14 protein-coding genes are annotated in these 12,810 nt (G+C 39.2%); 8 read left to right on the top strand and 6 right to left on the bottom strand.

Annotated elements, in window-relative coordinates:
* Window positions 1-36 precede the first annotated feature (36 nt).
* A complete protein-coding gene (locus AC4IFT_RS13385) occupies window positions 37-717 on the bottom strand; it encodes a Crp/Fnr family transcriptional regulator (protein WP_490751561.1) in 681 nt (226 codons plus the stop codon).
* A gap of 196 nt (window positions 718-913) precedes the next feature.
* Complete coding sequence (locus AC4IFT_RS13390; protein ID WP_490735555.1) at window positions 914-1,366, bottom strand: hypothetical protein; 453 nt, start codon at window positions 1,364-1,366, stop codon at window positions 914-916.
* A gap of 177 nt (window positions 1,367-1,543) precedes the next feature.
* Here AC4IFT_RS13390 and AC4IFT_RS13395 point away from each other — a divergent pair, with 177 nt between their 5' ends.
* Window positions 1,544-2,110, top strand: a complete 567-nt coding sequence (locus AC4IFT_RS13395; RefSeq protein ID WP_490751562.1) for an NAD(P)H-dependent oxidoreductase — start codon at window positions 1,544-1,546, stop codon at window positions 2,108-2,110.
* A gap of 215 nt (window positions 2,111-2,325) precedes the next feature.
* Window positions 2,326-2,616 carry a putative quinol monooxygenase gene (locus AC4IFT_RS13400; protein ID WP_490735551.1) on the top strand — a complete coding sequence of 97 codons (291 nt, stop codon included), beginning with the start codon at window positions 2,326-2,328 and terminating at the stop codon, window positions 2,614-2,616.
* Between the two features lie 53 nt (window positions 2,617-2,669).
* Here the strand turns inward: AC4IFT_RS13400 and AC4IFT_RS13405 are convergent, their stop codons facing one another.
* The gene (locus AC4IFT_RS13405) at window positions 2,670-3,248 is read right to left on the bottom strand and encodes an NAD(P)H-dependent oxidoreductase (protein ID WP_490735549.1); all 579 of its coding nucleotides are present in this window, start codon (window positions 3,246-3,248) and stop codon (window positions 2,670-2,672) included.
* 379 nt (window positions 3,249-3,627) lie between these two features.
* On the opposite strand from AC4IFT_RS13405, the gene dkgB reads away from it, so the two are divergent.
* Window positions 3,628-4,431 carry a 2,5-didehydrogluconate reductase DkgB gene (gene dkgB, locus AC4IFT_RS13410; RefSeq protein ID WP_490735547.1) on the top strand — a complete coding sequence of 268 codons (804 nt, stop codon included), beginning with the start codon at window positions 3,628-3,630 and terminating at the stop codon, window positions 4,429-4,431.
* A 34-nt stretch (window positions 4,432-4,465) separates the two neighbouring features.
* Here the strand turns inward: dkgB and yafC are convergent, their stop codons facing one another.
* From yafC to AC4IFT_RS13425, 3 genes are all read right to left on the bottom strand, one after another.
* Complete coding sequence (gene yafC / locus AC4IFT_RS13415) at window positions 4,466-5,365, bottom strand: DNA-binding transcriptional regulator YafC (RefSeq protein ID WP_490751563.1); 900 nt, start codon at window positions 5,363-5,365, stop codon at window positions 4,466-4,468.
* Window positions 5,366-5,474: 109 nt separating this feature from the next.
* Window positions 5,475-6,047, bottom strand: coding sequence for a TetR/AcrR family transcriptional regulator (locus tag AC4IFT_RS13420; RefSeq protein WP_490751564.1), 573 nt, complete (start codon window positions 6,045-6,047; stop codon window positions 5,475-5,477).
* A complete protein-coding gene (locus AC4IFT_RS13425; protein ID WP_490735541.1) occupies window positions 6,044-6,580 on the bottom strand; it encodes a dihydrofolate reductase family protein in 537 nt (178 codons plus the stop codon). The genes AC4IFT_RS13420 and AC4IFT_RS13425 overlap by 4 nt, the downstream gene beginning before the upstream one ends.
* A 228-nt stretch (window positions 6,581-6,808) precedes the next feature.
* Between AC4IFT_RS13425 and AC4IFT_RS13430 the strand changes: the two genes are divergently transcribed.
* The 5 genes from AC4IFT_RS13430 to fdnI all read left to right on the top strand — a co-directional run bounded on the left by AC4IFT_RS13430 (window position 6,809) and on the right by fdnI (window position 12,767).
* Window positions 6,809-7,075 carry a DUF2798 domain-containing protein gene (locus AC4IFT_RS13430; protein ID WP_490735539.1) on the top strand — a complete coding sequence of 89 codons (267 nt, stop codon included), beginning with the start codon at window positions 6,809-6,811 and terminating at the stop codon, window positions 7,073-7,075.
* 72 nt (window positions 7,076-7,147) lie between these two features.
* Window positions 7,148-7,471, top strand: a complete 324-nt coding sequence (locus AC4IFT_RS13435) for a YnfA family protein (RefSeq protein WP_275076045.1) — start codon at window positions 7,148-7,150, stop codon at window positions 7,469-7,471.
* A 701-nt stretch (window positions 7,472-8,172) separates the two neighbouring features.
* On the top strand, window positions 8,173-11,220 hold the full coding sequence (fdnG, locus tag AC4IFT_RS13440; protein WP_490735537.1) for a formate dehydrogenase-N subunit alpha: 3,048 nt from the start codon (window positions 8,173-8,175) through the stop codon (window positions 11,218-11,220).
* Between the two features lie 10 nt (window positions 11,221-11,230).
* Window positions 11,231-12,118, top strand: a complete 888-nt coding sequence (fdxH, locus tag AC4IFT_RS13445) for a formate dehydrogenase subunit beta (protein ID WP_353242499.1) — start codon at window positions 11,231-11,233, stop codon at window positions 12,116-12,118.
* Complete coding sequence (gene fdnI / locus AC4IFT_RS13450; protein WP_225817926.1) at window positions 12,111-12,767, top strand: formate dehydrogenase-N subunit gamma; 657 nt, start codon at window positions 12,111-12,113, stop codon at window positions 12,765-12,767. The genes fdxH and fdnI overlap by 8 nt, the downstream gene beginning before the upstream one ends.
* The last annotated feature ends 43 nt before the right edge of the window (window positions 12,768-12,810 follow it).

Consider the following 12,810-nt stretch of genomic DNA (forward strand, 5'->3'; position numbering starts at 1 on the left):
GCAATGATTTGTGGTGACTTTTACATGACAAAATATCTAAACTTGATATGTGATTAAGAGTTGCTCTGTATTGAGGATCTTAATTTGTTTACCTTTTTGTTCGATCAACTTATCACTGACGAGTTTAGATAGAGTACGGTTTAATTGCCGCACTGATACCCCAAGCATTGCAGCTAAAGAATCACGATTTTCTAGCTTAAAGCTCTCGCCATGTTGCTTTTCAACAAAAGCGAGATAGCGCCTTAATTTATATTCAACAGAGTAGGATGCACTTGAGTGTAATAGTGATGCGTTATACAGCTTTTGGCTAAGGTGCTGGCAGATGAACTGCAGAAATAATGGAGAGTAAATTTCTTTTTTCCGGATCATGGATAAGGGTAATGTAAGTAAGTCTGAATCTGTAACGGCTTGAATAGTATTATAGATACGGTCACTTTCATTGTTATTTTGAAAAAGTTCCAAATCACCAATAATAGAAAATGCATTTTCAAATGAAAAAATCACTTTGTTGCCATTTGTCTCATAACGTTCAACTTGTAGTTTTCCTTGAACGAGAAAATAAAGGTGATTGATTTGGCTGTCTTGAAATATTAAATATTCTTTGGCTTTTACGTGGATAAGCGTTGCTTTTTCGAGAGTTTCATCAGAAATAATATCATTAAGTTTATGATAAGCAATAAAATCTTCACATTTTTCCGTAGAGTTTACTCTTCTCATTTTAATTGCCACTTATACTTAAAATTATTGATGGATCATACTTAGATATTGCTCTTTAAAAAAGGACATATGTCCTTTTTTAAAGAGCAATAGCCCAGCCAACTTGTTTGAGAATAACGTGTAGAGTATTAACATTAAGCCCTATTTAAGCTTATCAAGCATGTTTAATCTAGAGCCTAGACATAGAGGGGATTTGTCACTCTTTTCTATTATATGTAATACCATTCAAACCCCAATGATGGGTAATTTCCCTTATAATTAATAAAAAAGCACTGAACTCACTAGTCGTTGGCAATTTTGTTGAATGAAGTGGGCTTCCATTAATCACATTCACTAATTCATTAAAAGCCATTTCTATTTTTTCAGTAGCGAGAAAGTTACCTGAGATATTTTTATTCTCAATGAGCTGGTTTAATTTACTATCATTACTGAAAAGTAAGATTTCACCATCAGGAAGCTGTTTTTTTGCTGGAATAATCGCATTTTCGACATGTTCAATTGCCATTTCAGCCTCATAAGCTGTAATAGGAGAGTGTTGGAAGCTAAAACCATTAAAATATTTAAGACCAATCGGTAAGCTTATTTTAGTTGAGAGGTAAGATAAAGTGGTTTCGCTGTCTTTAATTTCTAATTGAATATGATTTTTCATTGCGGCCTCATACTATATGATGATTTCATCATGCTACGCTGGTTAGTTTTATCTGTACAGTGTATGAATAATCTTTGCGTTTTGTCATTAGTGTTTATTTATAATCAGTTACAATAAAAAAAGAAAAATGAGGGTAATATTTTATATCATTTAGTTTTATGTTAAGGATAGGATTTTATGGTAACAATCATTTATGCGCATCCATGGAGCGGAAGTTTTTGCCACTTTCTACTTGAAACGATAGAAAAAGAATTAGTTCTTAAGAAGAAAGAGTACCAACTTATCGATTTGCATGCAGATAACTTCAACCCTGTTTTAACAGAGGCTGAACTTGCGTTATACGCAAAAGGCGACTTTATTGATCCTTTAGTGGGCAAATACCAAGAAACACTAAAAGTCAGCTCCGAGGTAATTGTTATTTTCCCTGTTTGGTGGATGGGAATGCCTGCTATTTTAAAAGGTTTCTTTGATAAAGTGATGTTAAATGACTTTGCTTGGTATTATAACGAACAACAACAGAAGCTATTACCACTGTTAGATATCAATAAAACGACAGTTGTGACAACGTCTGAGGAGCCCACTGATTTCATCATCAAAGAAGGTGATCCAGTAAGTGATGCCATTTTTCATTGCATGACAGCAGTAGGGCTTAAAAATGGTAAATGGATGAATTGCGACCGTGTAACTCAAGGTGGCGATGATCACCGGTTAAAATTTATTGCATCATTATTGAATGAAATTTAATCTATAGCCGCCAGTGTGAGATAAACAAAATATAATGCAATTATAAAAATTATTGCATTATATTTTAAAGTTACACTATTTTTGCAATATAACAATATGATTAAATCTAGAAATGTATTTTCTGAATTATAGAATAATAAAGTCTAAATTCTAACTTCGAGTTATGTTATAAATAGATAAGTTAATATTATCTACTTTTATAATAAGGTGAGTTTATGTCGGAAATAAGAATTATTGCAACGATAATTGCAAAAAGTAATGAGGTCGAGTTTGTGAAATCAGCAACTAAGTCGATTGTTGAGCCAAGCAATAGAGACGAAGGATGCATTCAATATGAATTACATCAGGACAACAACAATCTAAATACATTCGTTTTTTTTGAAAGATGGCAGGATCAGGAGTCATTGGACAAGCACAATCAGACACCTCATTTAAAAGAATTTATTGAAAGAATAAAAGATAAAGTTGATTTATTAGATGTGAAGTTAATGCGTAAAATTGCATAATATAAATTATTTTTATTGATAAAAAAGGAATGCATATGCATTCCTTTTTTAGCTTATTTAAAAATTTGAGTAAGGTGGTTTTTGTAATCAAGAATATATTTTTCGATACTAGGTTCTTTAATGACATCGTTAACCATAAATGTTGGATATTTTTTCAATCCGAGGAATTGTTGTGATTTATGAAAGGCAAAATAAACGCCATCGACACCACGACCATCAAAAAAATTATCAAACTCATCAAATGCATCAATAGGGGCATTCCAAGTTACTGAAAGCATATATTTTCTTCCATGAAGCAGGCCTCCAGTACCGTATTGCTTGCTGGGATCTTGGCGAGTACGGCCATCGTTTGCATATAAATGGCCATGGCCGAGGGTATAAACATCATCCATATATTTTTTTACCATCCAAGGCATCATCATCCACCAGCCTGGCATTTGGTAAATGATTGTATCTGCCCAAAGAAATTTTTTAACTTCGTTTTCGATATCGTAACCTGATTCAATATGCGTTTCCTGGATAGTGTGTCCTAACTCACTTAGGCATGTTTTGGCTACATCGTGTAAGGTACGATTCAGTTGTCCTGCGGAGTGAGCAAATGTTTGCCCGCCATTGAGAAGAAGAATTTTCATTTGTATTGCCTTATTCGTTAATTGCTAAGTTGCATTTAGGCTAACAAACTAGAATGAAGATAAAAAGCGGAGTAATGGATTGTTGTTCTTTGTTTTTTTGGTGTCATTATCTGAAATGGTAATTTTATTAAGCTGATTTTAGCTAGATGTGCCTATAAAGGCTATTTTTATAGTTAAAGCTATTAACTAGAGGAATTGTTGATTTTTTAGCAAAAGTCTATTGAGTTTATGGCTATTTTCCTCTGCATTATTCCATCGTATTCTCTGTGGTATTCGAATTGCCTCAGTAATTATTGGTTAGTTTTCAACTCGTGAGTATAGGCTAACTGAATAATTATTTGTGAAGTTTAACGTGAACAAATTTAAGAGAGAAAACATAATGACTATTCCTATGATTGGTGTTGGTACATTCCGTTTAAAAGATGATGTGGTGATTGCTTCGGTAAAAAATGCATTAGATGTTGGTTACCGTGCTGTTGATACTGCACAAATTTATGAGAATGAAGCTGCAGTTGGACAGGCGATTGCACAAAGCGGTGTTGCACGCAGTGAGCTTTATATCACAACAAAAATTTGGATTGAGAATTTAAGCAAAGATAAACTTATTCCAAGTCTGAAAAAAAGCTTAAGTGATTTACAAACAGATTATGTGGATTTAACACTGGTGCATTGGCCATCACCAAATGATGCCGTTTCTGTTGAAGAGTTTATGCAAGCTTTATTGGAAGCAAAAAAACAAGGGTTAACACGTGAAATTGGTATTTCTAATTTCACCATCCCATTAATGGAAAAAGCGATTGCAGCAGTTGGTGCAGAAAATATTGCGACAAACCAAATCGAACTATCGCCTTATCTGCAAAATAAAAAAGTCGTTGAGTGGGCTAAACAGCACAATATCCATATCACCTCTTATATGACATTGGCCTATGGTAAAGCATTAAAAGACGCGGTCATTGGGCGTATTGCACAGAAACACAATGCAACACCGGCTCAGGTTATTTTAGCGTGGGCAATGGGTGAAGGGTATTCTGTTATTCCATCATCAACCAAACGTGAAAATTTATTGAGTAACTTGCAAGCAACACAATTACAGTTAGACAGCGACGATAAAGCGGCGATTGCAAAATTAGATTGTAATGACCGTTTAGTTAGCCCAGAAGGCTTAGCACCAAACTGGGACTAATTGATTGCTTTATATATTCAGAGGCCATAATTTGTTATGGCTTCTGAATTTCTGCAAGATATTGAGTTAAGCTGTCAATAAAAACGCGAATGCGCTGGCTGACAACGCGGTCACTGTAATAAACGGCATGAAATGGCAAAGGAATAGGTTGCAATTCTTCTGTCAACACTTCGACAAATTGGCCACTTTGAATATCCTTATTCACCATAAAGTCAGACAAACACGCAATCCCATTTCCCGCTAAGCAAAGCTGCCTTAACGTCTCTCCACTATTTGATGATATCCCTTCTGTGATTTCTATTAATTGCCCATCAATACCTTTAACTGGCCACATATTTAATGATGCAGGTTCAGTAAAAGTTAAACATGTATGGTTCAAAAGATCTTGAGGGTATTTGGGGGCATCATGCAGTTTTAGATAATTTGGAGACGCAACTATCTTGCGGTAACTATTAAATAGCGGGCGGGCACGTAAACTAGAGTCGGTGAGTTGCCCTGCACGTATTGCAATATCGACTTTCCGTTCGATTAAATTAACAAAGGTTTCTGATGAAACTAGCGATAAATGAATGTCGGGATATTGTTGACGAAAAACAGACACAAAAGGGATTAATATATGCAATACAATGGGTGTTGCAGCATCAATTCGTAATAGGCCTTTTGGGGAAGTTTGTGTTTCATGTAATTCATTTTCCGCCGCGAGCATTTCTTGCAAGATAACTTTCATACGCTGAAAATAAAGTTCACCTTCGGCGGTTAGGTCAATTTGCCTTGTGGTGCGGTTAAGCAAATTGACCCCCAGTTTTTCTTCTAGCTTTTTGACGATCCTGCTCACTGCCGAATTCGCTAGATTTAGTTTATCAGCAGCTTTACTAAAACTTTTTTGTTCTACCACTTCAATAAATACGCGGGCTTCTTCAGATGTTGCTCTCATAATGATTTTATTAGCCAATAAGATGATAGAAATGATGGCAGTTATAGTAGCAGAAATAAAAAGTGGTAGGGAGCAAAAGGCATATCGCAGTAAAACGTTATTTATTTGACTATTTTTGACATAACAATAAACCCTTCATGTTCAGTAAAATCATTGCGTTAATATAATTCTCTCTAGCGTGAACTTGCTCGTTATATTCTAAAGTTGCTGACGCTAAAGCTTCCCCGTGAGTATAGTCAATGAGAATGTGCCCCCACTGGGTTGCTTGCTGTGCTGATAACCCTAACTCTATTAATAACTGAATTATCTCTTTGGTTATGCGAGTAGCCTGTTCAGGAAATAACGCAGATGCATTAAATATCGCTAACGTAATCTGTGGGTATTGAATCACCTTTTCACGATATCTAAGCAAAAGGTTTTCTATTTTGGGCTGAATACCTTTTATATCTTTAACATTAATATCGTGATATAGCGTGTTGCTAATGGCCTTAATTAACGCGTTTTTATCAGAAAAATAATGGTAAAGCGCCATCGGAGTAATAGCCATTTCTTTAGCGATTAACCGCATGGATAATTGCTCAATCCCCTTGTCATCTAATATTTCTATCGCCTTGGCAATAATATTTTCAGATGAAATATTGAGTTGCTGTGTTTTAGGGCGACCTGGTTTTCTCGCTGTCATTTGACTATCTCATAATGGGATTGAATAAACCCTGAAGGGAAGCTTCGAGTATTCAAATGGCTAAGGAAAATATCATGGGGAATTGGGCCAAATAATGGACGCCCTTCACCTAATAGAATGGGAATTTTAGTGATAATAAGGTCGTGAATTAGCCCTTGTTTTAAAAAGGATTGAACAACTTGCCCGCCATCGATATAAACACGTTTACAGCCTTCGGTCTCTAGCATCAGCATGACTTGCTCAGGCGTCTGGTTCGAAAACCGTACCTTACCGATTAAATGTTCAGGAACAGGTTGGTCTGCGAGTGTGGATGAAAGAACCACAATGGGTTGCTCATAGGGCCAAGGCGTAAAATTACAAACGGTTTCAAATGTTCCTCGCCCCATGATGATTGCATCGATGTTGCAGATGAAGTTTTCGTAACCATGGTTTTCTTCAGGCAGATCCTGTTGTAAAAGCCATTTAATATCGCCATTTTTACGTGCAATATAGCCATCTAAACTGGTTGCTATGAAGACATGCCCTGTGATCATGCGTTACCTCCAATTAATTATACGCTGTATATTAATGTGAAAAAGGAGGATACCAGAACCTATTGTGTTGTTGTATCGTTTTTGTTGGTTCATTGACAAAAAAATCAAATACCATAGAATAATCGCGAATGGTCATGAGACTCGTAAGCGTTTACGTTAAGCAACGCATATAACTTTGGTCACATAAATCGTTATGTGCTTTGTGTGCTCGTTTGCTTAGGAGTTTTTATGTCATACCAAGACAGCAATTATGTTTTAGGCATCCCTAAATTACCCGCTCGGGCGATGATTGTCCTTGTCCCTTTGTTTTTGTCTCTTGTTATGAGTGGCATTGTATCGTTAATAAGTACAGTTAGAGCACTCGGCTTTACCAGTGAAGTATTCACTCCCTGGCTCAGTTCTTGGGGAATTTCGTGGATGATAGCCTTTCCAACGGTTTTCTTTGTTTTACCCATAGCAAGGCGAATTTCTTTACTGTTAGTAAAGTCGGTATAACGTTACCTGTATTGCTCTTCCTAGAATGATTTTCTAAAAAGCATGAATGGGTACTCTATTGAATAGGTTTCTATGTCTATAAAAATTATTGGTTTGTTTTTCATCACTGCACTAGCTGAAATTGCAGGTTGCTATTTCCCTTATTTATGGATGAAAAAACAAGGAAGCTCATGGTTACTCATTCCTGCTGCGCTGAGTTTGGCACTATTTGTTTGGCTACTAACATTACATCCTGAAGCGAGTGGGCGAATTTATGCAACATATGGCGGGATCTATGTTGCTACAGCGCTAGTTTGGCTAAAAGTCGTTGATGGTGTTTCGCTTACTGTTACTGATTGGGTAGGGGCTTTAGTGGTTTTTGTCGGTGCAGGTATTATTATCAGCGGTTGGAAGTAGAAAATCACTTTTATATTGATCATAACAATAAAGAAAAATAACATACCATCTTTATTGTTATGGTGATTTTTAAGAAAGAAAGCCAATCTGGCTTTGCTCGCATTTCTGAAAAAATAGTTTTCAATTAAATTAAATAAGCTAGATGAATTCCAATCAATATCCTCCTTATCAGTTTTATATAGACCCTGCAACTTTGTTTGAAATGCTGAACCCTATATTTTAATTCATCTCGTTCCAGCTGAGTTGTTGTTTTCTGTTGATTATTACTTAATAAATTGAAGGACTTTTGGGCTGCTCTCTACATTATGGATATGGCTGATAAAATGTGAGGGATTATTTTGTGGTGAGCTTATGTCTTTTATCTTATTATTTGAATGTGAATGAATATTATAGTTTACGTTAAGTGCATTTTTGCACCTTAAAATAGAGTGATTTTAATGCAGTATAATTATTGTGTTGAAATGCTGATTTCAAAAAACGCTAAATAAGATTTATTTAACTTAAATGTTTTCAATTGTAACAATTGATCTAAATCAATTTAACAATAAATACCCTATTGGTGGTAATTTTAATTGTTGTTTAACTACTCAGTTAATATTAATTAAACTTTTATTTTCACTTTAATTGATTTTAGGCAATATCTAATCATATTAGGCTGCTATCCTCACACCGATTTATACAAAAAATATAAAGAGGTAGCAATGAACGTTAGTCGCAGAAAGTTTTTTAAAATCTGTGCTGGCGGGATGGCAGGTACAACTGTAGCTGCGTTAGGTTTTATGCCTGGAATGGCAATAGCTAATGTACGTGAATATAAATTACTACGCTCAAAAGAGACGCGTAATACTTGTACTTACTGTTCTGTCGGTTGTGGATTATTAATGTATAGCATGGGCGATGGCGCCATGAATGCTAAATCCGCGATCTTCCACGTCGAAGGAGACTCCGACCACCCTGTAAACCGTGGTGCTTTATGTCCAAAAGGGGCTGGCCTACTGGATTACATCCACAGTGAAAATCGTTTACGTTACCCAGAGTATAGAGCACCAGGCTCCGATAAATGGGAACGCATTAGCTGGGATGATGCTTTCACGCGTATTGCGCGATTAATGAAAGATGACCGCGATGCAAACTTCATTGAGAAAAATGAACAAGGTACGACAGTAAACCGTTGGTTATCAACAGGGATGTTATGTGCATCCGCTGCCAGTAACGAAACGGGAATGCTGACCCAAAAATTCGCACGATCGCTAGGTATGCTGGCGGTTGATAACCAAGCGCGTGTCTGACACGGACCAACGGTAGCAAGTCTTGCTCCAACATTTGGTCGCGGTGCGATGACCAACCACTGGGTTGATATTAAAAATGCGGATGTTGTCGTCGTAATGGGCGGTAACGCTGCGGAAGCTCACCCTGTTGGGTTCCGCTGGGCAATTGAAGCTAAAAACAATAATGATGCGACACTGATTGTAATTGATCCGCGTTTTACGCGTACCGCATCAGTTGCAGACCATTATGTGCCAATTCGTTCAGGTACCGATATTACTTTCTTATCGGGCGTTTTACTGTATCTGATTGAAAACAATAAAATCAATGCTGAATATGTTCAGAACTACACCAATGCGGCGTTAATTGTCAGAGATGATTTTGACTTTGAAGATGGCCTATTTAGTGGCTATAACGCTGACAAACGCAGTTATGACAAAACCAGCTGGAACTACAAATTTGATGAAAATGGTCACGCACTGCGCGATGACACATTACAAGACCCGCGTTGTGTTTGGAATTTACTTCGCAAGCACGTCTCACGCTATACGCCTGAGATAGTTGAGAAAATTTGTGGTACTTCCCAAGCTGATTTCTTAAAAGTGTGTGAAATCCTCGCGACGACCAGTGCCTCTGAAAAAGCGGGTACGTTCCTGTATGCGTTAGGTTGGACACAACATACCGTGGGTGCGCAAAACATCCGTACCATGGCGATGATCCAGTTACTGCTCGGTAATATGGGCGTGGCGGGTGGCGGTGTGAACGCATTACGTGGTCACTCAAACATTCAAGGTCTGACGGACTTAGGTTTGTTATCTACCAGTTTGCCGGGTTACCTGACGTTACCTTCAGAAAAGCACCTTACGGTCGATAATTACCTGACGGCGAACACGCCAAAAGCGACATTACCGAATCAGGTGAACTACTGGAGTAACTATCCGAAATTCTTCGTTAGCTTGATGAAATCATTCTATGGTGATTCTGCTCAAGCGGATAACCAGTGGGGCTTCGATTGGTTACCTAAATGGGACCAAGCTTATGATGTTATGAAGTATTTTGACATGATGAGCCGTAACGAAGTCACCGGCTACATCTGCCAAGGCTTTAACCCAGTTGCGTCTTTCCCAGACAAAAACAAAGTGGTGAGCTGCCTAAGTAAGCTGAAATATTTAGTGGTTGTTGACCCGTTAGTCACAGAAACGGCGAATTTCTGGCAAAACCACGGTGAGATGAATGACGTAGATAGCGCTTCAATCCAAACCGAAGTATTCCGTCTGCCATCAACCTGTTTTGCGGAAGAAGATGGTTCAATCGCCAACTCTGGCCGTTGGTTACAATGGCACTGGCAGGCTGCGGATGGCCCAGGTGAGGCGCGTAATGATGGCCAAATCTTAACGGGTATTTTGTACAAAATCCGTGAAATGTATGAGAAAGAAGGCGGCCAAGGCCAAGAGCCTCTGATGCAGATGAAATGGAATTACAAACGACAATTCCACCCTGAATCAGAAGAAGTGGCAAAAGAGAACAATGGTGTTGCACTGGTTGATCTCTACGATGCGGATGGCAACCTTCAAGCGAAAAAAGGCGAATTACTCAGCTCGTTTGCATTGCTGCGTGATGACGGGACAACGGCCTCGTCTTGCTGGATTTATACCGGTTGCTGGACTGAAAAAGGCAACCAGATGGCGAACCGTGATAACAGCGACCCATCGGGTATCGGTAATACATTAGGTTGGGCATGGGCATGGCCTCTGAACCGCCGCGTGATTTATAACCGTGCATCTTGTGATACCAAAGGTAAACCATGGAATAAAGACCGTGTGCTTATCGAATGGAACGGTAAAAAATGGGTGGGTAACGATATTCCTGACTTTAACGCATCTGCGCCAGAAGTAGGAACCGGTCCATTTATCATGCAACCTGAAGGGCTAGGGCGTTTATTTGCTATCGATAAGATGGCAGAAGGGCCATTCCCTGAGCACTATGAGCCGTTTGAAACGCCATTAGGTACAAACCCATTGCATCCAAATGTGGTGTCTAACCCTGCTGCGCGAATTTTTGATGAAGACAAGAAACGCCTTGGCGATCACAAAGATTTCCCTTATGTAGGAACCACATACCGTTTGACCGAGCATTTCCATACGTGGACAAAACACGCTCGCTTAAACGCGATTGCTCAACCAGAGCAATTTGTGGAAATCAGTGAAACCTTAGCGAAAGCGAAGGGTATTGCACTGGGTGATAAAGTCAAAGTCAGTAGCAAACGCGGCTTTATCAAAGCGGTGGCAGTGGTGACACCACGATTGCAAACCCTGATGGTTGATGGCAAACCGATTGAAACGGTCGGTCTGCCAATTCACTGGGGCTTTGAAGGCGCAACGCAAAAAGGTTTCATTACCAATACGTTAACGCCATCTGTGGGCGATGCTAACTCTCAGACACCTGAGTATAAGGCATTCTTAGTTAACATTGAGAAGGCGTAAGGGAGGGAACATGTCCATGCAATCTCAAGACATTATTAAACGTTCCGCGACCAATAGCATTACGCCTCCGCCACAGGCGCGTGATGATAAGCTGGAAGTGTGTAAGCTTATTGATGTGTCATCCTGTATTGGTTGTAAAGCCTGTCAGGTGGCATGTTCTGAGTGGAATGATATCCGTGACGAAGTGGGTCATTGCGTTGGGGTTTATGATAACCCAACGGATTTAAGTGCTAAATCTTGGACAGTGATGCGCTTTAGCGAAACCACAGAAATGGGCAAGCTAGAGTGGCTGATCCGTAAAGATGGCTGTATGCACTGTACGGACCCTGGCTGTTTGAAAGCGTGTCCATCTGCGGGTGCAATCATTCAGTATGCTAACGGTATTGTGGATTTCCAATCAGAGCACTGTATTGGTTGTGGTTACTGCATTGCAGGTTGCCCATTCAACATCCCACGATTAAACCCGAAAGATAATCGTGTCTACAAATGTACTTTGTGTGTTGATAGGGTCAGTGTTGGTCAAGAGCCTGCTTGTGTGAAAACTTGTCCGACAGGTGCTATTCGTTTTGGTACGAAAGCCGAAATGCTGGAATACGGTGCAGAGCGCGTCACGAAACTGAAAAATCGTGGTTATGCGCAAGCAGGTATTTATGACCCTGAAGGCGTCGGTGGAACACACGTTGTTTATGTGTTGCATCATGCTGACAAACCTCAGCTTTATCACGGGCTGCCTGAAGATCCACAAATTGATACCCCAATTAATCTGTGGAAAGGCGTTCTGAAACCACTTTCTGCAATTGGCTTTATTGCAACCTTTGCGGGATTAATCTTCCACTATGTGGGAATTGGCCCGAACAAAGAAGTGAGTGATGAAGAGGAGGACGATAACCATGAGTAAAAAAAGCAAAATGATTGTACGGACTAAGTTTATTGACCGTGCGTGCCACTGGACAGTGGTCATCAGCTTCTTCTTGGTTGCGTTGTCAGGTATCGCACTGTTTTTCCCAACACTAAAATGGCTGACGGAAACCTTCGGTACACCACAAATGGGGCGTATTCTTCACCCATTCTTTGGTGTGTTGATTTTCGTCGTACTGATGTTCATGTTTGTGCGCTTTGTGAAACACAATATTCCAGATAGAAAGGATTTACCTTGGATCAAGAATATTGTTGAAGTTCTCAAGGGTAACGAGCACGAAGTTGCGGATGTCGGTAAATATAACGCAGGCCAAAAAATGATGTTCTGGAGTATTATGAGTATGATTTTCGTACTCTTAGTGACTGGGATTATCATTTGGCGCCCTTACTTTGCGGATATGTTCCCGATGTGGATGATCCGCTGGAGCCTGCTTATTCATGCTGCTGCCGCGATTATTTTAATCCATGCAATCTTAATCCATATGTACATGGCATTCTGGGTTAAAGGCTCGATTAAAGGTATGATCGAAGGCAAAGTAAGCCGTCGCTGGGCGAAGAAACACCACCCACGTTGGTATCGTGATGTTGAAGCGAAAGAAGCGAAAGCAGAAGCTGAAAGTAAAAAGTAATTGACGAATAAGCTCGCAAAATCAAGCCATCACAGTGTGATGG

Source organism: Providencia sp. UF-183, assembly GCF_058246155.1.